This window comes from Arthrobacter sp. SO3 (genome assembly GCF_020532825.1).
Taxonomy (GTDB): domain Bacteria; phylum Actinomycetota; class Actinomycetes; order Actinomycetales; family Micrococcaceae; genus Arthrobacter.
Genome location: NZ_MQTS01000071.1, coordinates 1 through 21,520 on the forward strand (window position 1 = coordinate 1; position 21,520 = coordinate 21,520).

The 21,520-nt window shown below is 70.8% G+C and carries 12 protein-coding genes; 8 read left to right on the forward strand and 4 right to left on the reverse strand.

Translation table 11 applies throughout. From position 1 onward, the window contains the following. The first annotated feature begins 18 nt into the window (after window positions 1–18). The 7 genes from BJQ90_RS07605 (at window position 19) to BJQ90_RS07635 (ending at window position 15,664) form a co-directional block, all read left to right on the forward strand. Entirely contained in the window at window positions 19–10,701 is a 10,683-nt protein-coding gene (locus tag BJQ90_RS07605) for a non-ribosomal peptide synthetase (RefSeq protein WP_226759691.1), read from the forward strand. 64 nt (window positions 10,702–10,765) lie between these two features. Next, on the forward strand, window positions 10,766–10,978 hold the full coding sequence (locus BJQ90_RS07610; RefSeq protein ID WP_226759692.1) for an MbtH family protein: 213 nt from the start codon (window positions 10,766–10,768) through the stop codon (window positions 10,976–10,978). Beyond that, the gene (locus tag BJQ90_RS07615; RefSeq protein ID WP_226759693.1) at window positions 10,975–11,973 is read left to right on the forward strand and encodes an ATP-binding cassette domain-containing protein; all 999 of its coding nucleotides are present in this window, start codon (window positions 10,975–10,977) and stop codon (window positions 11,971–11,973) included. Before BJQ90_RS07610 ends, BJQ90_RS07615 begins: the two co-directional genes overlap by 4 nt. Continuing rightward, window positions 11,970–12,770, forward strand: a complete 801-nt coding sequence (locus BJQ90_RS07620) for an ABC transporter permease (RefSeq protein WP_226759694.1) — start codon at window positions 11,970–11,972, stop codon at window positions 12,768–12,770. Before BJQ90_RS07615 ends, BJQ90_RS07620 begins: the two co-directional genes overlap by 4 nt. A gap of 95 nt (window positions 12,771–12,865) precedes the next feature. Beyond that, a complete protein-coding gene (locus BJQ90_RS22695; protein WP_226759695.1) occupies window positions 12,866–13,618 on the forward strand; it encodes a 4'-phosphopantetheinyl transferase family protein in 753 nt (250 codons plus the stop codon). A gap of 31 nt (window positions 13,619–13,649) precedes the next feature. Further along, window positions 13,650–14,987: an MFS transporter gene (locus BJQ90_RS07630; protein ID WP_226759696.1), complete on the forward strand. Its 1,338-nt coding sequence runs from the start codon at window positions 13,650–13,652 to the stop codon at window positions 14,985–14,987. After that, complete coding sequence (locus BJQ90_RS07635; RefSeq protein WP_226759697.1) at window positions 14,984–15,664, forward strand: FadR/GntR family transcriptional regulator; 681 nt, start codon at window positions 14,984–14,986, stop codon at window positions 15,662–15,664. The genes BJQ90_RS07630 and BJQ90_RS07635 overlap by 4 nt, the downstream gene beginning before the upstream one ends. Before the next feature lie 126 nt (window positions 15,665–15,790). Here BJQ90_RS07635 and BJQ90_RS07640 read toward each other — a convergent pair whose 3' ends face one another. Further along, window positions 15,791–16,327 (reverse strand): hypothetical protein, encoded by a 537-nt coding sequence (locus BJQ90_RS07640; protein WP_226759698.1) that lies wholly within the window; start codon window positions 16,325–16,327, stop codon window positions 15,791–15,793. A 134-nt stretch (window positions 16,328–16,461) separates the two neighbouring features. Here BJQ90_RS07640 and BJQ90_RS07645 point away from each other — a divergent pair, with 134 nt between their 5' ends. Beyond that, window positions 16,462–17,340 carry a DUF1206 domain-containing protein gene (locus BJQ90_RS07645; protein ID WP_226759699.1) on the forward strand — a complete coding sequence of 293 codons (879 nt, stop codon included), beginning with the start codon at window positions 16,462–16,464 and terminating at the stop codon, window positions 17,338–17,340. Window positions 17,341–17,417: 77 nt separating this feature from the next. On the opposite strand, the gene BJQ90_RS07650 is transcribed toward BJQ90_RS07645, so the two are convergent. The 3 genes from BJQ90_RS07650 to cobA form a co-directional block, all read right to left on the reverse strand. Continuing rightward, window positions 17,418–18,407 carry a DNA topoisomerase IB gene (locus BJQ90_RS07650; RefSeq protein WP_226759700.1) on the reverse strand — a complete coding sequence of 330 codons (990 nt, stop codon included), beginning with the start codon at window positions 18,405–18,407 and terminating at the stop codon, window positions 17,418–17,420. 168 nt (window positions 18,408–18,575) lie between these two features. Then, window positions 18,576–20,036, reverse strand: coding sequence for an FAD-dependent oxidoreductase (locus BJQ90_RS07655; protein WP_226759701.1), 1,461 nt, complete (start codon window positions 20,034–20,036; stop codon window positions 18,576–18,578). Window positions 20,037–20,124: 88 nt separating this feature from the next. Beyond that, window positions 20,125–21,411 carry a uroporphyrinogen-III C-methyltransferase gene (gene cobA, locus BJQ90_RS07660; protein ID WP_226759702.1) on the reverse strand — a complete coding sequence of 429 codons (1,287 nt, stop codon included), beginning with the start codon at window positions 21,409–21,411 and terminating at the stop codon, window positions 20,125–20,127. Between the last annotated feature and the right edge of the window lie 109 nt (window positions 21,412–21,520).

A 21,520-nucleotide genomic window follows, 5' to 3' on the forward strand; every position in this document is an offset into this window, starting at 1 on the left:
GAGAACCCGAGAAGGAACATGTCCCCGAATCCCCTGAACGCCCAGCCCGACAACTCCGAAGGCCGGCTCGATCTGAGTCCGGCCCAGCGGGGCATCTGGTACGCGCAGCAGCTGGCACCGGAAAACCCGATGTACCAGATCGGGCAGTTCGTCGAGATCGAGGGGCCGCTGGAGGTGCCTGTGCTGGCTGACGCTGTGGCCCGGGCGGTGGCCGGGACGGATGCCCTCAATGTGGTCTTCGGCGAAGACCACTCGGGCCCGTTCCAGCTGCCGCGGCCCAACCCGGCCGGGCTGGACTTCACGGATCTGAGCGGCACCCAGGACCCGGAGGCTGAAGCCCGGATGCTGATGGACGCCGACCTGGCCCTGTCGCGCGACGTCGTCACGGACCAACTGCTCCACGCCGAGCTCATCAAGCTCTCTGACGAGAGGCACTTCTTCTACCAGCGGGTGCACCACGTCATGCTGGACGGCTACTCGGCCGTGCTGGTGCTCAAGCGCATGGCGGAGCTCTATCAGGGGCTGCTGGAGGGCCCGGACACCAACGACATCCCGGCGTTCGGCGACCTGTCCGAACTCCTGGCCGCCGAGGCCGACTACGCAGGGTCCGATGCCGCCGACGCCGACCGGGCCTATTGGACAGCCCGGCTCCAGGACGCCCCGGCCGCCGCCGGACTCGCCGGACGGCCCGCCGGCACGGCAAGCTCGCTGGTCCGCGCCGCCAGGACGCTGCCGGCCCCGGCCGCCGCGGCGCTGCAATCCTCCGCCGGCTCCGCGCCGGCGCTGGCCCTCACCACCGCCGCATTGTATCTGCACCGGATCACCGGCGAGGGCGACGTCTCCGTGGCACTGCCCGTGACCGCACGCCGCGGAAGGCTGGCGAAATCCACGCCGTCGATGCTGTCCAACATCCTGCCCATCCGGATCGGCGTCGAACCTGGCGCGACAGTCCGCGACACCATCGGCACCATGGGCGCCACCCTGCGCGGAGCCGTGATCCACCAGCGCGCCCGGTTCGAGGACCTCAATGCCCAGAGCGGCTACCGTGGCCCGTCGGTGAACATCCTGCCCGTCCTGGACGACATCAGGTTCGGCCCCGCCCGCGGCAGGATGAACATCCTGTCCACCGGCCCCATCGACGACCTCTCAATCATCATCCACGGCCTGGGTGGCGGTTCAACGTCCGACGCCGGCTCCGGCACCGGCGCGGCCGCCGGTAAAGAACAGGCACCCACCGTCCAGTTCGAAGCCAACGCCAGTCTCTACAGTCCGACGGAACTGGAGGAACACCTGGACCGCTTTGTCCGGCTCCTCGACGCCGTCGCCACCCAGCCCGATTCCCTCCTGGCCGCACTGTCGGTCACCACCTCCGCCGAGGAACTCTCCCTGCTGGCCGCCGGAGACGCCGGGGATACGGACCTCCCCGGGCACACCATTGTGGAGGAATTCCGGCTCAGCGCCCGAGAGTCCGCGTCCCGGACCGCCGTCGTCGCGCCCGACGGCGAGCTCACCTTCGGCGAGCTGGAATCCCGCTCGAACCAGCTGGCCAGGTTCCTCACGAGCCACGGTGCGGCCCCCGGGCAGACCGTCGCCGTCCGGCTGGAGCGCAGCGTCCTGCTCCCCGTCGCAATCCTGGCGACCCTCAAATCCGGGGCCGCGTACCTGCCGCTGGACCCGGACTACCCGGCGGGCAGGGTCGAGGGAATGCTCGAGGACGCCGCCCCGGTCCGACTGCTGAGCTCCGCCGCGTTCACCGCGGACGACTCCGGCCATGCCAAACTCGCCACGGACGTCCCCGTCACCGTGCTGGACGCGGCCCTGATGGTGTCCTGCCTGGCCGGCAAGGACGGAGCACCGCCGGAGTCCACCGCAGGACAGCAGGATCTCGCCTACGTCATCTTCACCTCCGGCTCCACCGGACGGCCCAAGGGCGTCGGCGTCGAACACCTCGCCCTGCTGAACCTCTACACCTCGCACCGGGACAGCATCTTCCGGCCGGCCGAAGAACGGCTCGGGCGGAAACTGCGGGTCGCGCACACCGCCGGGCTGTCCTTCGACGCCTCCTGGGACCCCATCCTCTGGCTCATCGCCGGCCATGAACTCCATCTCGTGGACAACCAGACCCGCCGGGACCCGGAAGCTCTCAGCAGCTACCTGGCCGGCACGGGGATCGACTCGATCGAAACCACCCCGTCCTTCGCCAAGGTCCTGCTCGCCGGCGGCCTGTTCGACCGGGACACCCACCCCTCGGTGGTGGCCCTGGGCGGCGAGGCCGTGGACCCGCCGCTGTGGAGCGCGCTCGCGGAGAAGGACGGGCTGGTGGCCTACAACTTCTACGGGCCCACCGAGACGACGGTCGATTCCCTCACCGCCGTGATGGAGCCTGGCACCGAGCCGACGCTCGGCGACTCCGTGGCCAACAGCCGGCACTACATCCTGGACTCCGGCCTGAACCCGGTGCCCGTCAACGCCGTCGGCGAGCTCTACGTCGCCGGCATCAACCTGGCCCGCGGCTACCTCGACCAGCCCGGGCTCAGCGCCGAACGGTTCGTCGCCGACCCGTTCGTCCCCGACGGCTCCCGGATGTACCGCACGGGCGACGTCGTCCGCCGCCTTCCGGACGGGACGCTGGAATTCCGCGGGCGCATGGACGCCCAGGTCAAGATCCGTGGCTTCCGGATCGAACCGGCCGAAATCGAGGAAGCCCTCCGGAACCTCGACGGCGTAGAGCACGCCGCCGTCGCCGTCACCAAGAACCGGGCGGGCTACGACCAGCTGCTCGGCTATGTCACCGCCTCCCCCGGACCGGACGGCGCCGGCCGCGACGCTGCCGGCCTGGACGCTGCCGGCCTGGATACCGCAGAGCTCCGCCAACTGCTCCGCCGGCAACTGCCGGACTACATGGTGCCGGCCGCCGTCCAGCAGATCCCCGCCATCCCGCTGACCGCCAACGGCAAGCTGGACATCCGGGCGCTTCCCGCCCCGGACCAGGCCACCGCCGTCTCCGAGCCCCGCAACGAGCGGGAACGGATCGTGGCCGAGGCCTTCAAGGAGGTCCTGGGGCTCGACTCCGTCGGGCTGGACGACGACTTCTTCGACCTCGGCGGGCACTCCCTGCTGGCAACCCGGCTCGTGGCCCTGCTGCGGGACCGGACCGGCGTCGCCCCGGCGCTGCGCACCGTGTTTGAACAGGCCACCGTGGCTGCCCTCGCCGAGATCCTGGAACTGGGAGCCGGCAACGCGCACCCACTCATACCGGTGGAACGCCCCGCGGTCATTCCGCTCTCCTTCGCCCAGCGCCGGCTCTGGTTCCTGAACCGCTTCGAGCCCGGCTCCGGCGCCTACAACATTCCCGTGGTCCTGGAGCTCCAGGGCACCCTGGACGTGCCGGCGCTGCATGGCGCGATCAACCAGGTCACGGGCCGGCACGAAAGCCTGCGGACCGTGTTCCCGCTGGTCGACGGCGAACCCGTCCAGCGGATCCTGGCCGACGGCGAGCGCCCGGTGGAGCTGCTGGCCGTCCAGTGCACCGCAGCCGGGCTGGCCGGCGCCCTCGCCGCGGAAACCCGGCGGGGCTTCGACGTCACCTGGGAGCTGCCGCTGCGCGCCGTCCTGTTCCAGCTGGCCCCGGATCACCATGTACTGGCCATTACGCTGCACCACATTGCTGCTGACGGCTGGTCGCTGGCGCCGCTGGCACGGGATCTCTCGCTCGCGTACAACGCCCTGGCCGCCGGTGCGGACACCCCGCTGGTTCCGCTTCCGGTCCAGTACGCCGACTACACGCTGTGGCAGCGCGGCGAACTGGGCAGCGAGGACGATCCGGCGAGCGCCATCTCCCGCCAGCTCGAATTCTGGGGCCGCGAACTGCGCGGCGCCCCCGAGGAACTGCGGCTGCCGTTCGACTTCCTCCGGGGCGCGGAAAACCCCACCGGGCCGGCGTCCTCCGTTCCCCTCACCATCAGCCCGGAAACCGGCGCCCGGCTCAACAAGCTGGCGCGGGACCACAACGCCAGCCTCTTTATGGTGCTGCAGGCCGCCCTCGCGGCCCTGCTCACCAAGTCCGGCGCGGGCGAGGACATCCCGCTGGGCACTCCGGTGGCCGGCCGCACGGACACGCAGCTCAACGACCTTGTGGGCTTCTTCGTCAACACCCTGGTGCTGCGCACCAACACCTCCGGGAACCCCACCGCCGCGGAGCTCGTGGAGAGCGTGCGGTACACCAACCTGCACGCCTACGCCAACCAGGACGCGCCCTTTGAGCGTGTGGTCGAGGAACTCAATCCGGCCCGGTCCCAGCACCGCCACCCGCTCTTCCAGGTCATGCTCACGCTGCAGAACATGTCTACGCCCGGGCTGTCCATGGACGGGCTGGAAGCGACCGCAGACCTCAGCCAGGAAGCCGGCGGCGCCAAGTTCGACCTCCTGCTGGACCTTGTGGAAGGAGCCGCCGGCATCCGCGGTTCGCTCGCCTACAACCCCGCTTTGTTCTCCCGCGCCACCGTCGAGCAGCTCGTCGCCGGTTACCTGGCCGTGGTCGAGCAGTTTGCTGCGGATCCCGGGATCACGCTGGACCGGCTCCGGATTCAGTCCCGCGAGCAGCACCGGCTCGCCCTGGACCAAAGCCTTCACGCCGACGTGCCCCAGGCGGACGGGGCCGGGCCGGAGACCGTCGTCGAGGCCTTCGAGGCCACAGCGGCCCGAACCCCGGCTGCCCCGGCCCTCATCGACGTCGCCGGCACGGCGGCCGGCGCCAGCTTCGGCCAGCTTCATCGCCGGGTCCAGGCCCTCGCGAAGGGACTGCTGGCTTCCGGTGTGGAACCCGGCGGCCGCGTCGCCGTGGCCCTGCCGCGCACGGCCGACGTCGTCGCGGCCGCCCTGGCGGTGCTCGCCGCCGGCGCTGTCTACATTCCGGTGGACCTCTCCTACCCGGAGGAGCGGATCCGGATCATCCTCGAGGACGGCGCTCCCGCCGTCGTCATCTCCGCCGCACCGGTCCCGGGGGGTCCCGGCGCGGAGGGCCCGCTGACCCTCGATGTCGACACGCTGCTCGCCGCCGGTGCCGGTATTTCCGACGCCGCCCTGGCACAGCGCCGCCCGGCCGCCGACGACCTGGCCTATGTGCTCTACACCTCCGGTTCCACCGGGCGCCCCAAGGGCGTCGCCGTGCCGCACAGCGCCCTGGCCAACCTGTACCGCCACCACCACCGCACGCTCTACGCCCCGCGCTTCCAGGCCGCCGGACCGGATGGCAGCGTGTCCGTGGCCCACATCGCGGGCCTCGGCTTCGACGCCGCCTGGGATCCGATGCTCTGGCTGATCGCCGGCGCGGAACTCCACCTCGTGGCCGACGAGGTCCGCAGCGACGCCGAGTCGCTCACCGGCTACTGCCGCAGCAACGGCATCGACGTGCTCGAAACAACGCCGTCCTACGCCGGCCAGCTGCTGCAGAGCGGCCTGCTCGACCCGTCACGGGAACAGCCCCTCATCCTGGCGCTCGGCGGCGAGGCCGTGACCACAGAGCTCTGGACGCAGCTGGCCCGGACGCCGGAAGTCTCGGCCCACAACTTCTACGGCCCCACCGAGTTCACCGTGGACTCGGTGACCGCGGAGATCGGCGCCGGTTCACCGGTGATCGGCCGGGGCATCGCCAGCACGGACACCTTCGTCCTGGACCAGTACCTGGCGCTTGCTCCGGCGGGCGTCCCGGGCGAGCTGTACCTTGCCGGTCCCGGCATGGCGCGCGGCTACGACCGGCGCGCCGCCGAGACGGCCGCACGCTTTGTGGCCAACCCCTTCGCCGCCGACGGCAGCCGGATGTACCGCACCGGCGACCTGGTCCGGCGGGCGACGGACGGATCGCTGGAGTTCCTCTCCCGCACGGACGAGCAGGTCAAGGTCCGGGGTTTCCGGATCGAACTCGGCGAGATCGAGGCTGTGCTGTCGTCCCATCCGCAGGTGGACCGGGCCGTGGCCGTGGCCGACGGCGAACCTGCCCACCGCGTGATGGCCTACTACACCGGCACCGCCGGTCCCGAGGAACTGCGCGCCCTGGCTGCAACCAGGCTGCCCGATTACATGGTGCCGGCCGTCTTCACGCACCTGCCTGCCATCCCCCTGACGCCTCACGGCAAGCTGGACCGCAGGGCCCTCCCGGCTCCGGCAGCCGAAACCGGCCGTGGTGCCGCCCCCGAGACCCGGGACGAACGCACCATGTGCGGCATCTTCGCCGGGGTCCTGGGCGTGGCTGAGGTCTCGATGGGCGACGACTTCTTTGTCCTGGGCGGGCATTCCCTGCTCGCAGTCTCGATGATGGGCGGTATCCGCGAAGCCTTCGGCACCGAACTGCCGCTGCGCACACTCTTCAACGAGCCCACACCTGCCGGGCTGCTGGCAGCGGTGCACCGGCAGACGGGCAACGCCGGTTCCGCAGGCGCCGCCGCAGGCACCGGCGCGGGCGCGGACCTGGACGCCTGGCAGTCGGAGCCGGCCTCCCTGACGGACTGGCTGGCCAGCGACGGCTCCGTCCGGCCCGCACGGCTTGACCTCTCCTACGCCCAGTCCCGGATGTGGTTCTTGAACCAGCTGGACCCGGGCTCGGCCGACTACAACATCTCCCTGGCCGTGCGCCTCACCGGCGGGCTCGACGAGCAGGCGCTGGCCGCCGCCGTCGACGCGCTCTTCCGCCGCCACGAGGTCCTCCGGACCATCTACCCGGAGACCGGCGGAGTGCCGGAACAGCTGGTACTGGACCCGTCCGACGCCGCCCACAGCGCGGGCATGCGCCTGGCCGTGAGCACCGCCGCGACCCAGTCCGAGGTGCCGGGCCTGCTGCGGGACGACGCGGAACGCGGCTTTGACGTCCGCACCGAGCTGCCGCTGCGCGCGCGGCTGGTCCGGATCCCGTCCGCCGCCGCACCGGAGTGGGTCCTGCACCTGGTCATGCACCACATCGCGAGCGACGGCGCCTCCCTTGCGCCGCTGGCACGGGACCTGTCCGTTGCCTACGGGGCCGCCCGGGGCACGGACCCGGCTGCCGCTCCGGCTCCCCCGCCCCTGCAGTACGCCGAATACGCCAATTGGCAGCGGCAGCAGCTCGACGGGACGGCCCTCACCGCGAAACTGGAGCACTGGCGCAGCGCCCTGTCCGGCATCCCGGCCGAACTGATGCTGCCGGCAGACCACCGCCGGCCCCGCGAATCCCGCCAGCCCGGACGGCAGCTGGCCTTCCGGCTCGATCCCGGCAGCGTCGCGGCACTCAACGGCCTTGCCTCGGCGTCGAACGCGAGCCTGTTCATGGCGCTGCACGCGGCGCTGGCCGCCTTCCTGCACCGCAGCGGCGCCGGCGACGACGTCGTGATCGGTTCCCCGACCGCCGGACGGACGGATCCTGCGCTGCGCGAGCTGGTCGGCTTCTTCGTCAACACCCTCCCGCTGCGGGTGGACGCCGCCGGCGACCCCAGCCTGCGGACCATGCTGGGCCGCTCACGGGAAAGCATCCTCGCCGCCTTCGACCATGACGATGTGCCTTTCGAGCGGCTCGTCGAAACAGTGAACCCGGACCGGGAGCTGGGCCGGCACCCGCTGTTCCAGACCATGCTCACCGTGGACAACGAGGTGCCCGCTGTTCCGCAGCTGCCCGGCGTCCGCGTGGCGCCCGTGCCGGAAACGGCGTCAGGAGAAGCGAAGTTCGATCTCTCCTTCACCTTCCGGCCCGGCGGCGAAGCCGAAGCCGACGGCGGCAGCGTCAGCGGCGGCGGCGGCGGGCTGGCCGGCACGGTCGACTACAACGCGGCGATGTTCGAGGAGGCAACGGCCCGGCGGCTCGCCGACAGCTTCAGCCGGTTCCTGGAGCTCGCCTCTGCTTCCCCGGACACCCCCGTGTCCCTGCTCCCGATGATCGGGGACGAGGAAACCCGCCCGCTGATGGCGGCCACCGCCGGACCCCGTTCGGCCCCGGCCGACGGCGCTGCAGCGGCCCGCGAGGAGCCCGGCATCCTGGCAGCCCTCGCCGCCACCGTCCGTGCGACGCCGGAAGCCGCCGCGCTGGTCGCGGAGGACGGATCCCGCAGCTTTGCCGGCCTCGCCGCCTCGGCGTCCCGGATCGCCGCCGCCCTCGCCAGGGCGGGAGTCAGCCGCGGCGACGTGGTTTCCGTCATGCTCCCCCGCTCACGCGGAACGGTCGAGGCCATGTTCGGCATCCTGGCCGCAGGGGGCGTCTACAACCCGATCGACACCGAATACCCCGACGAGCGCGCATCGGCCATCATCGAGGACGCCGCCCCGCCCGTGATCCTTACCAGCCGCTCCGTGGCCGCCCGGGTCGGGCTGCTGCTCGCGGAGCTGGCTGTCCGGCCCCGCGTGCTGGTGCTGGAAGACGTCGCGCCGGCGGACAGAGAGGCGAACAGAGACGGCGAGGCCGCAGCGCAGAATGACGGCCCGGACGCCGGAGTGGAGGCGGCGGCCGCACTGGCGGCCCTCCCCCAGCCGGACCCGCGCGAGCTTGCCTACGTCATGTTCACCTCGGGATCCACCGGCCGGCCGAAGGGCGTCGAGGTCAGCCACGGCGCCCTGGCGGCGCTGCTCGGCTCGCACCGGGAGACCCTGCTCTCCGGCGCCGGACGCCGCCGGGTCGCCCACACGACGGGCGTCGGCTTCGATGCTTCCTGGGACCCGATCCTCTGGATGGTGGCAGGCCACGAGCTGCACCTGATCGGCGACGAGACCCGCCGCGACTCCCAGCGGCTCGCCGCCTACTTCGCGGACCACGGCATCAATGCCTGGGAAACCACCCCCGGGTACCTGCGCCAGCTCCTGGCCGAACCGGAGTTCACCCGGCTGCTCGACACCCACGCCACCGGAAGCGGCGCGGCCGGACGCTTCAGCCTGGCCCTCGGCGGCGAGGCGTTCGACGCCAGGCTCTGGGGAAGGATCGCAGCGCACCCCGGCGTCCAGGCCTGGAACCTCTACGGACCCACCGAGGCCACCGTGGACACCGTGCTGGCCCGGGTCGGCGACACGGAGGAGCCCGTACTGGGCCAACCCACCGCCGGCACGCGGCTCTACGTTCTGGACGGCCGTCTGCAGCACACCCTGCCTGGCGCCGCCGGCGAACTCTACGTCGCGGGCCGCCAGCTGGCGCGCGGCTACCGCGGCCGTCCGGAGCTGACGGCCGAGCGGTTCATCGCGGATCCCTTCGCCGGTGCCGGGGAACGGATGTACCGGACCGGCGACGTGGTTTACCGGCATGCCGACGGGCGGCTGGTGTTTGCCGGACGCAACGATGACCAGCTGAAGATCCGCGGCTTCCGCGTGGAACCCGGCGAGGTGGAGCAGGCGCTGCGCAGCGCTCCCGGCGTCCGCGCCGCCGTCGTGCGCACTGTCGTGGGCGCCTCCGGGAACGACAGTGCGCAGGGCGGCGCCACCGGTGTCCGCCTGATCGGGTACGTCGTGCCGGCGGACTCCGCTGCAGGGTCCGGCCCCGACGCCGGCACCCTGTCCAGCGCCGTCCGCAGCCACGTGCGGGGGCTGCTGCCGGACTACATGGTGCCGGCCGCCGTCGTCGTGATCGATGAGGTGCCGCTGACCCCGCACGGCAAGGTGGACGCCGGTGCGCTGCCCGATCCCGGCAACACGGCCCGCAGTGCCGGACGCGGCCCGCGGTCCCCCCGGGAAAAGACCGTCGCGGCGATCTTCGCCGAGGTGCTGTCCCTGGAGCGGGCGGGCGTGGACGAATCGTTCTTCGAGCTCGGCGGGCACTCGTTCCTGGCCCAGCCGCTGATCGCCAACATCAACACGGCGCTGGGCACCGAGCTGACGGTCCAGTCGCTGTTCCGTGCCCCCACCGTGGAAGGCCTGCTGCGCGAGGCTTCCAAGGGTGCGGAGGAGAGCGCCGCCGACAGCCTGCGCCAGCTGCTGCCGCTGCGCACCAACGGAACCAAGCTGCCGCTGTTTGCCGTGCACCCGGCGTCCGGCATCAGCTGGGGCTTCGCATCCATGCTCGGGAAGCTGGATCCGGAACGGCCGTTGATCGGGTTGCAGATGCCCGGGATGGAACCCGGCCGCACCCACCCGCTCCGGGCCGCAACCCTGACCGAACTGGCCGACGAATACATCGCCCAGCTCCGTTCCGTGCAGCCCGAGGGCCCCTACCACCTGATGGGCTGGTCCTTCGGCGGGCACCTGGTCCACCGCCTGGCCACCCGGCTGCAGGAACTCGGCGAGGAGGTGGCGTTCCTGGCCATCCTCGACGCCTTTCCCGGCAACCAGGAGGACAACGCCAGGGTGGGGACCGGCCCCGGGCTCTGGGCCAGCTACCTCGAAGCGCAGGGCTATGACCTGGCGGACGAGGACACGGCCGGGCTGGACGGGCAGCGCGCCCAGGAGATCCTGCGCGAACAGCACAACCCGCTGGGAACTGTGCCGCTGGACTCGGTGAACGCCATGGTGGGCAACTTCCCCGAGCTGGCGCGGCTCATCCGCGGGGAGCAGCCGCAGGTGTTCGACGGCGGGCTGCTGTTCTTCCGGGCCACCCGGGAGGTGCCTGACGGCACTCCCGGCAGCGATGCCTGGCAGCCGTTCATCACCGGGACACTCACCGACATTCCCGTGGACGAGCGTCACTCCCAGCTGCTCAGTGACCGGGCTCTCAGCGCAATTATGCCCGCGCTGGCCATCCAGCTGGGCGGCGGAGCCGAATAACCAGTGATGCTCCTGTTCCACAAGAGGGGCTTTCCGAACGCCAGAACCGACAGGAAAGGTCAACGTGACGAATCCATTCGATGACAAGTCCGCAACGTTCTCCGTACTCGTGAATGAGTATCAGCAGCACTCCCTCTGGCCGGCCTTCGCGGCCGTCCCGCAGGGCTGGGTGACAATGTTTGGCCCGGACAGCCGTGAGGCCTGCCTCGACTACGTCTCCCGCACCTGGACCGACATGGCTCCTCGCAAGGTCGCCGAACTCGCCACTGCGCAGTGATCCGGGTCGAGAACGTCAGCAAGAGTTTCGGCAGCTTCAAGGCACTGGACGGGCTCTCCCTGCGGGCCGGCGTTGGGACCGTCCTGGGCCTGCTGGGACCGAACGGTTCCGGCAAGACCACCACCGTCAAGGTGCTCACCACCCTCCTGTCCCCGGACAGCGGTGACGCCCGGGTGGCCGGCCACTCCGTACTGAGCCACCCCGAGCTGGTGCGGCGGAACCTGGGCCTGTCCGGCCAGTACGCCGCCGTGGACGAAAAGCTTACGGCCTTCGAAAACCTGCACATGGTGGGCCGGCTGTATGGCATGAACCGGCGGACCGCCGCGGCCCGGGCGAATGAACTGCTCGAAAGCTTCCGGCTCACCGACGTCGCAGGCAAACGCTCCGGTACCTTTTCCGGCGGAATGCGGCGGCGGCTGGACCTCGCCGGGGCCATCGTGGCCCGGCCCAAGGTCGTAGTCCTGGACGAGCCCACCACCGGGCTGGACCCGCGCGGCCGGCTCGACACCTGGGACGTCGTGTCCGGCCTCGTGGCCGACGGCACCACCGTTCTGCTGACCACCCAATACCTCGAGGAAGCCGATAGGCTCGCGGACCACATCGCCGTCATCAATCACGGCCGTGTCATTGCCGAGGGGACCGCAACGGAACTGAAGCAAAGCGCCGGTTCGGAACGGATCGACGTCGTGATGCGCAACGCCGCGGACCTCGCCGCGGCCGCCGGTGTCCTGGAACGTGCCGCCGGCCCGGACTCCCGGCCCGAACAGGACCCGCAGAACCTGCGCGTCTCCATCGCTGCCCCTGAAGGCCACCGGCTGCTGGTCCGGGTGCTGTCAGAATTGGATGCCCGCGCCCTGCCCGTGGAGGAGGCCTCGCTGCGGCGCCCCACCCTGGACGACGTGTTCCTGCAGCTCACCGGCCACGCCGCGGCAGCTGCCCCGGACGAGCAGACTCCGGAACAGACCGTTTCGGGGAAAGCCAAGGTGCCCGCATGAGCGCCATCACCGCCGCCGCCCGGGACAGCTCCGTCGTTGCCCGCCGCAACCTGATCAACGTTCTGCGGACACCCGGCGCGCTGGTCACCGGACTCGTGCAGCCGGTGATGTTCGTGCTGCTGCTGGGCTTCGTCTTCGGCGGAACGCTCGGCGGAGACCAGTACCGCAGTTACCTTATTGGCGGCATCCTGGCGCAGACCCTGACGTTCAATGCCTCCTTCACGGCCGTCTACCTGGCCAAGGACCTCCAGCTCGGGCTGATCGACCGCTTCCGCTCCCTGCCGATGTCCCGCGTGGCCGTGATCCTGGGCCGCACGTCCTCCGATCTGTCCACGAGCGTGCTGTCCGTCGTCGCGACGCTGCTATGCGGCCTCGCCATTGGCTGGCGGATCACCACCGGCCCGGCCTCGGCCCTGGCGGCGCTGGCCCTGCTGCTGCTGTTCGCCTTTGCGGTTTCCTGGATCGGGGCCGTCATAGCCCTGACGGCCCGGAGCGTGGAAGTAGCGCAGAGCCTGGGCCTCGTGTGGCTTTTCCCGGTCACCTTCGTGTCCGGCGCCTTTGTGTCCGTCACCTCCCTTCCCGGACCGCTCCGCGTGATTGCGGAATGGAATCCGGTGACCGCCGTCGCCACCGCAGCCCGCGAGCTCTTCGGCAACGCGGCGCCGGCCGGCTTCGTTGCACCCGGCGGCTGGCCCGCGGAGAACGCCATCCTCTATTCGGTGCTGTGCAGCGTCGGTATCATCGCCGTTTTTGCCCCGCTGGCGATCGCGCAGTACCGCCGGATCAGCAAGCGGTGACGGCCGCCGGCCACGGTCCTGGTCCTGGTCCTGGTCCTGGTCCTGGTCCTGGTCCTGGTCCTGGTCCTGGTCCTGCCGGGATTGTGTACCTGGCGGTGGCGTCCTCCGCGGTCCGGGATGCAGCGGGCCGTGCGGCCCCGGCCCGGTCCGGTGCGCTCCACGGGGGCCTGGACGCTTTTCTGTCGCCGGAGGAACGCGACGCCCCGCTCCGGTTCAGGCGTGCGGAGGACCGGCTGGACTACGCCGCGTCCCACGCCCTGTTCAGGCTGCTGGCAGCGTGGCGGCTGGGGCTGGCGCCCGGCGACGCTGCCCGGCTTGACGTCCGGCGGACGTGCGCCGGGTGCGGGAGCACAGAGCACGGCAAACCGTCGGTCGACGGAGTCGCACTGAGCATGTCCCGCAGCCACGGAACCGTCATGGCAGCCGCAGGCCCGGCAGGGGCCAGCCTCGGCGCGGACATCGAACGGGTTCCTGCCAAGGTATTCGCGGGTTTCGACGACTTCGCCCTCGCCCCGGAGGAACGGCCCGGGCCGCACGGGCCTGAACTGACCGACGCCGGACGGATCCGGCTGTGGGTAGCGAAGGAAGCCGTCCTGAAGGCAGCCGGGGTCGGCCTGGCCGTGGATCCCTCCAGCGTGCTACTGGTCCCTGCGGACACCGCGGGCACCGCGGACGGGAGTGACACCGCAGGCATCCTGCGCGCGGAGGGCGCCGGCCATCCCGCAGTCCACGGCCTCCTGGTCTGTCCGGTTCCGGCGCCCAGCGGGTACGCAGCCGCCGTCGCCGCCCCGGCCGGCCTGCCGGCACCCGCCGTGTCACTTGCCGAGATATTCGCCACTAAAAGCTAGACATCAAACATCAAACGTCTAACCTTTAGGAATGGCTATCAGCACGGCGACGTCCGCCCCTCCCCAGACAGCACCTCCCGCCGTCGAGCGCGCACCCCGCGGCGTGGTCATCGCCGGAGTCGTGGCGATTGTGCTGATCGGACTCAACCTGCGTGCCGGCATCACCGGCGCCGCCGCGCTCCTGCACGACCTGCAGGAAGTCCTGGGCTACGGGCCGCTGGTCGCCGCCATCATTCCCTCGATCCCCACGCTGTGCTTCGCCGTGGCCGGAGCCGCGACGTCATGGCTCACCCGGCGGCTGGGCCTCGAGAAGGCCATCCTGCTCTCCCTCGTGCTGCTGGCGGCCGGGCTGCTGGTCCGCGGCATCCCGTCGACCGGCATGCTGCTGGCGGGCACCGTCGTCGGAATGTCCGGGCTGGCGATCTGCAACGTGGCGATGCCGTCCTTCATCAGGGTCCACTTCGCGCACCGGACCTCGCTGATGACGGCGCTCTACACCGTGACCATGACGACCGGCGCCACCGTGGTGGCAGTGCTGATCGTCCCGGTGGCGCAGCAGCTCGGCTCGCCCTCCGCCGGGGTCGGCGCGATCGGCTTCCTCGCACTCGGCGCCTGCCTCGGCTTCCTGCCGATCGCCCTGCACGCCCACCGCAACGCGCCTGCCGCCAAAGCCGGCCGGGTCTCCCCCTGGCCGCTGTTGCGGACCCGCACCGGCGCACTGATTACACTCGGCTTCACGGTCCAGGCCCTGCTGGCCTACGCCGTACTCAGCTGGTTCCCCTACATGCTGGTCACGCTGGGCCTCTCGGCCTCCGAGGGCGGGCTGATGTTCGGCCTGATGCAGCTCGTCTCCGTCCCGGCCGGCATGGTGCTGGTCGCGATCGGCTCACGGCCCCGGATGCAGCGCACCGCCTTCTACCTGGCCACGGTCACGATGGCCGCGGGGGTCCTGTCCATGCTCGTCCTGCCGGTTTCCTGGGCTCCGCTGACGGCGGTGCTGCTCGGCTTCGGGCTCGGCATCTTCCCGCTCGTGATGGTGATGATCAGCCGCAGCGGCCGCACCACCGCCGAAACCACCGCACTGTCCACGGTCGCGCAGTCCGCGGGCTACCTGCTGGCGACTCTCGGCCCGTTCGGCATGGGGCTGCTGCACAGCGCCACCGGCGCCTGGACCCTGCCACTGGTCCTGCTGCTCGCCGTGGCCCTGGGCCAGATCGCCGTCGGGCATCTGCTGACCGCCCGGCCACAGGTTCCCCGGCGCATGGACCCGCCGAAGCCGGACCCGCAGCTTGTCGCCACGCCCGGCGCGCCGGCAGCCGCCTCCGCCGCCACGCCCGCCGCCACACCCGCCGGAAAGGAACAGTCATGACACTCACCACGTCCCACCGGCCGCCGCTGGTGGAGGAGATCACCGGCAAACTGCGGGAGCTGATCCATTCGGGCGAATGGCCGCTGCAGCAGCGGATCCCGGCCGAACCCGAACTCATGGCAGTCCTCGGAGTCTCCCGCGGCACCCTGCGCGAGGCGGTCAAGGCGCTGGCGCACAGCGGCATGCTGGAAGTCCGCCGCGGGGACGGCACCTACGTCCGCGCCACCAGCGAAATTTCCGGCGCCGCCCAGCGCATGTACCGTGACCACTCGCAGGTCCACATCCTGGAGGTCCGGGTCGGCCTGGACACCCAGGCGGCCCGGCTCGCCGCCCGCCACGCGACCGCCGACGACGTCGATGCGCTGCGCCTGCTGCTGGAGGCGCGCCGCACCGCCTGGCACGCCGGGGACTACACCGGCTGGGCCCGCGCGGACTGGGACTTCCATGTCCTTGTGGCGCAGGCGTCGGGCAATCCGCTGCTCCACGAGCTGTACAACAGCTTCGGCGCCGTCTTCCACGCCGACCTGCTCCGGCAGCAGCGCCGCGGCGGCTTCAACGGACTACCGCACGAAGGCCACGACGAACTCGTGGACGCCATCGCCGCACACGACGAAACCGCCGCCGTCGAGAGCGTGCACCGGAACCTGAACTCCTGCGCGGAGTGGATCCAGCAGTAGGTCCTCCCGGCTCATCAACAAAGGCCTCCGCCCCGGAATCTCGTTCCGGCGCGGAGGCCTTCGTTGTTGGGGCCGACGGCCCGGGCGCGGGCCAGCGGAAGCCCGCGGCGGGCGCGGGAACCGCTGCTAGCGGGCGAGGCCCGCGAACACGTTCTTGGGACGCTGCATTTCACCGTGCTTGGCGCCGAGGACAATCACTGTGCCGGCAAAAACGGGGATGGCCCACTGCATGACCTTCAGCTGCTGCTGTGCGGAGCGGAGTTCCTCGGATGCGCCGGGCTTGGGCTCGGTGGCACCCTTGGCGCCCTCGCCGGCCAGCTTGTCCACCTTGGCGCCCTGAAGCCCGGCGTACAGGCTCACACCCGCACCGGCAAGGGTCACGATGGACTTGATGACGCTGAGGCGCATGACGCCGTCCTGCTTGGCCATCCGCCCCTTGTTTTCCCACATAATCGCGATGCCGGAGAGGAAGTGCGCGCCGAAGGCCGCCGTCTGGACCGGGGCCCACTTCTTCCAGCCCAGGCTGGACAGCCGGGTGCGTTCGGCCGGGTCCCTGGCCTCCGCCGTCGCGCCGTTCAGCCCAATGGCGCCCATCAGCGAGCCGCCGAACCAGGCGCCCGCCGTCAGGTCGTGGATGGATCGGGCAACAAGATTACCTGCCATGGAGAGCTTCCTATCGTCTGTGTTCGAATCCGGAACTGCCGCCACCCCCGAAGGACCGCGACTCGGCTATGGTAAGCACACTTATGAAAAACTTGATAGTCCGGCAGCGCACTCCCCTGCGTAGACTCGGCGGCATGGAATCATCCGGGGCAGACGGCCGGCCGCCCACTGCTGGAGGGACCAGCGGCGGGACCCTCAGCGAGGTTGCCGGCGACGCAGCCGACGCGGCCGAGGCGGCATCGAACAGCGCGGCGCTCGACGTCGTCGCCCGGTCCGGTTTTGCGGTGATGGCGCTGCTGCACATCGTGATCGGCGCGATCGCGGTGGCCCTGGCGCTGGGCGCCCCCGGCCAGGCCGAGCCCACCGGGGCGATCGAACAGCTCGCCGCCAACCCGTGGGGCCCGGCGGTCATGTGGGCCGGTTTCATCGGGTGCGCCGGGCTCTCGCTGTGGCAGCTGAGCGAGGCCACCCTGCGGGCCAGGCACGTCCCGCGCCGGCAGCGGCTCGGGAAGCTCGTGTCCTCCGGCTTCCTCAGCATCGCCTACGGCAGTGTGGGACTGAGCTTCGCCGGTTTCGCCCTCGGGAACCCGGGCGATTCCGGCGACTCCACACGGGACTTCAGCACCGCCGTCGTGCGCAGCCCGTTCGGGGTGCCGGCGCTGGTCGGACTGGGCCTGACCATCATCGGGATCGGCGTGTACTTCATCGTCAAGGGCGCGGGGAAGAGGTTCAAGGAGGAGCTGGCCCGTTTTGAGGGGACGCACCGGGGCCGGCTGGTCAGCGGCCTGGGCGTCGCCGGCCACTTCGCCAAGGGTGCGGCGCTGATCCTGACCGGGCTGCTGTTTGTCATCGCCGCAGCCACCAACGACCCCGGTTCGTCCACAGGACTTGACGGCAGCCTCAAGGCCCTGCAGGACCATCCGTTCGGACCGGCCCTGCTCGTAGCGATCGGTGCAGGTTTCATCGCCTACGGGGCGTTCGCACTGCTCCGGGCACGCTTCGGCCGAATGTAGCGCCGGCTGCAGCTCCCGGCTGTAGCGGACCGCGATCGTCATCGGGTTCATCAACGCCGGGTTCTGAGCCGGGGCGCTCAGCGCAGCGGGACCACGTCGCCTTCCTGGTACAGCAGGGACCGGACCTCGGACTCGGCCGAGTCCGGCCGCTTCGGGTCGATGGTCTCCCCCGCGGCGAAGTGGTCCAGGACCCGGGGATCCACATAGCTCTTCCGGGCGATCGACGGCGTGTTCCCCAGGACCGCGGACGCGTCCACCATGGCGCGGCTCACCGCGCGTTTGCGGGCTGAAACCTTGGGCTGCGGGCCGCTCCGCGCCAGGCTCGCGGCGGCGGCCACCGTCCCGCGCAGCGTGCGGAAGTCCTTGGCCGTGAAGTCCTGGCCGGTGCGCTCCTTGACGTACTGGTTGATGTCCTGGCTGGACACCGGGTGCCGACTCCGGCCCTCCTGGTACGCCAGCAGGCGGGCGTTGCCGCCCCGGCGCTTGAGCTGGCGCACGACGGCGGCGAGGTCGGCGTCGTCGATCCTTGACTCCCAGGTCTTGCCGCTCTTGGCCGGGAAGCTCAGCCTGATCTCGTCCTTGCGGACCCGCACGTGGGCGCAGAGCAGGGTGGCGAGGCCGTGGCTGCCGTTTTCGTTGGTGTAGCGCTCGGAGCCGACCCGCAGCGAGCCGCTGTCCAGCATCCTGAAGGCGGCAGCCAGCACCCGTTCGCGGGTGAGGCCCTCGGAGCGCAGATCCATGGTGACGAGCCGGCGCGCGGCCGGCAGGGTTTCCGCCAGCTGGAGCGAGCGGTCGAACTTCAGCCGGTCCTTCCGCTCCCGCCAGCTCGGGTGGTAGATGTACTGGCGGCGGCCGACCGCGTCGAGACCCGTGGCCTGGATGTGCCCGTTGTCGTACGGCGCAATCCAGACGTCCGTCCACGCCGGCGGGATGCCGATGCTTTCCAGGCGCTCGCGCACCGGCCCGGGCGCCAGGGTGGTGCCGTCCAGGTCCTTGTAGCTGAAGCCGCTCCCGGCGCCGACCCGGCGGTAGCCCCGGCCGGACGCGTTGCTGCGACGGAGCCTCATCGGCGGGTCCCTGGCATCTGCTGCTCATCCATGACGGTAAGCCTACTGACTAAAGCCCCGGTTTGCCCCTCCCCCCGCCAAACAACGCGGGGTCACTTACGGCCCATAATCCCCTCCGGGATGGGCCGTATGTGACCCCGCGTTGGTGCTGGGTGGGTGGTGCGGGGGTCAGACCTCCGCGGCCACCCCGTCGCGGGAAATCTGGACCATGGCCTCGCGCGGGACCACCTTGACGCGCTCGCGCCGGATGCCGTCCGCACCGGCGCCGGCGTTCGCCTTCTCGCCGAGGGACCGCTCGTGCGCGTCCAGCGCCAGCCAGCCTTCCCAGCTCGTGTACTGCACGCCGCGGCTTTCCAGCAGTTCCACGATCGTCTCCGGGGCGGGTGCCGCGGCGAGCGGCAGGTTTTCGCGGTCCTCCAGCAGGTAGGTCACGGTTTCCAGGGCGTCGCCCTTGGTGTGGCCGATCAGGCCGACGGGTCCGCGCTTGATCCAGCCGGTGGCGTAGATGCCCGGCACGTGGGTGCCGGCGGCGTCCAGGACACGTCCGCCGTCGTTCGGCACGACACCCTTGCTGTGGTCGAACTCGACCTCGGGCAGCGAGGAACCGAAGTAGCCGATGGCGCGGTACACGGCCTGGACCGGGTAGTCGACGAACTCGCCGGTGCCGCGGGCGTTGCCCGTTCCGTCCAGCTCGGTGCGCTCGAACTTGATGCCGGCGACGCGGCCGGGGGTCGCGGCGTCGTCGTAGACCTCCACCGGGCTGTGCAGGAAGTGCAGGTGCAGCCGGCGGGAGGCCGTGAGCTCGGAGAGGTCCTCGGGCTGCTCGGCGATCCAGTTGGTGAGCGTGCCGACCATGGTTTTGGTCTGGTTGTTGCTCTGGATCTGGCGGTCCGATTCGGCGTCGAACTCGAAGTCCTCGGCGTAGAGGATGATGTCGACGTCCTTGGAGTGGGACAGTTCGCGCAGCTCCAGCGGGGTGAACTTGACCTGGGCGGGGCCGCGGCGGCCGAAGACGTGCACGTCGGTGACCGGCGAGGACTTCAGGCCGGCGTAGACGTTGTCCGGGATTTCGGAGACGAGGAGGTCATCGGCGTGCTTGGAGAGCATCCGGGCGACGTCCAGGGCGACGTTGCCGTTGCCGATCACGGCGACTTCCCGGGCGTCCAGGGGCCAGTCGCGGGAGACGTCCGGGTGGCCGTCGTACCAGGAGACGAAATCGGCGCCGCCGAAGGAGCCCCCGAGTTCGATGCCGGGGATGTTCAAGTCCGCGTCCTTGATGGCGCCGGTGGCGAAGATGACGGCGTCGTAGTGGGTGCGGAGGTCCTCGAGGGAGAGGTCGGTGCCGTAGTCGACGTTGCCGAAGAAGCGGATGTCGCCCCGGTCCAGGACCTTGTGCAGGGCGTTGACGATGCCCTTGATCCGCGGGTGGTCCGGGGCGACGCCGTAGCGGATCAGTCCGTAGGGCGCCGGGTAGCGGTCGAAGAGGTCGATGCTCACCGTGAGCTCGCCGCTCTTGACGGCCTCGCTCTTGGTCAGGATGTCCGCGGCGTACACCCCGGCGGGTCCGGAGCCGACGACGGCGATGCGCAGCGGGCGGGCGGCAGTTCCTACAGGGGTGTTTGTTGACACGGCTGTGTTCCTTTATTCTTCTGCATCCATTGCTCCACAACGGCCCTTATGAGGCTTAATAACGGCAGTTAGGGAGCAATCGACGGGTTTAGGGGGTCAGTACTCGGGTCTGGGTGGTGCGGGCGGTGCGCGGGGCGTTCGGGGAAGTGGTGCTGTAGTCCGCGGTCTTGAAGTGCGACGGCGCGAACGGGCTGACGCGGACCACGTCACCGATCACGATCACGGCGGGGTTCGCGACGCCTGCGGCCTCCGCCTGGTCCGCGATGGTCCCGAGCGTTCCGATGGTCACCCGCTGGTTCGGCAAATAACCATTCTCTACGATGCCAACCGGCGTCCCCGCTGGCAAACCGGCGCGTCCCAGGGCAGCCGTGGAATCGCGCAACTGGCCCACCCCCATGAGCAGGATCACGGTGTGGTCGGCCCGGGCCGGGACTTCGGAGAGCTCCTCATGGCCGGTGACCACGCTGAAGCCCTTGGCCAGCCCGCGGTGCGTGACCGGGATGCCGGCGGCGGCCGGGACCGAGATGGCCGAGGTGACGCCGGAAACCACTTCAACCTCGACGCCGTGCTGGCGGCAGAACTCGGCTTCCTCGCCGCCGCGGCCCAGGACGTACGGGTCGCCGCCTTTGAGCCGGACCACCCGGTGTCCCTGCAGGGCCTCGTCGACGAGGATGCGGTTGATCTCGGCCTGCGGGACGGGGTGGTGGCCGGGGGTCTTGCCAACCTCGATCACGCGCACGTCGGGGGCCAGTTCGCGGAGGAGTTCGCGCGGGCCGAGGCGGTCGGCGACGACGACGTCGGCCTGGCCCAGGAGCCGCCGGCCGCGGACGGTGATGAGGCCGGTGTCGCCGGGTCCGCCGCCGACGAGCGCCACTGAACCGGCGGTTGTGGTTGTGCGGCGCCGGCGCAGCGGCAGGTCCCCGGTTTCCAGGGCGGTCGCGACGGCGTCGCGCACGGCCATGGCGCGGCGCGGGTCTCCCCCGGCGTTCACGGCAATCTTGACGTCATCGACGACGGCGACGGCGGGCGTCCACGCGGCCGAGGCCTCATGGTCGGAGGCGTTGACGCACCAGATGCGCTGCGCCTCGGCGTCGGCGCCCACCTGCGCGTCCACGGCGGGGTTGCCGGTGGCGGTCTGGACGAACCAGACGCCGTCGACGTCGGCAGGGCGGTAGGTGCGCGGCTCCCAGGTGAGGAGGCCGGCGTCGGCAAGGCCGTTCAGGGCCGGGCAGGCGAGGGGCGCGACGACGGTGACCCGGGCTCCGGCGTCGAGCAGTCCCTTGGCGCGGCGTGCGGCGACCGGGCCGCCGCCGACGACCAGCACGGGGCGGCCAAGGAGGCGCAGCGCCGTGGGGTAAATGTCCTGAATTGCCATGCATCGACGATAGGGCGGCGTCATCCGGTGAAACAACGGTGCGGAAACACCCGTTCACGCAGGGTAACGCCGCGTCACATAGTTGTGGCGGGCTGCCGGGTGGTTTGGG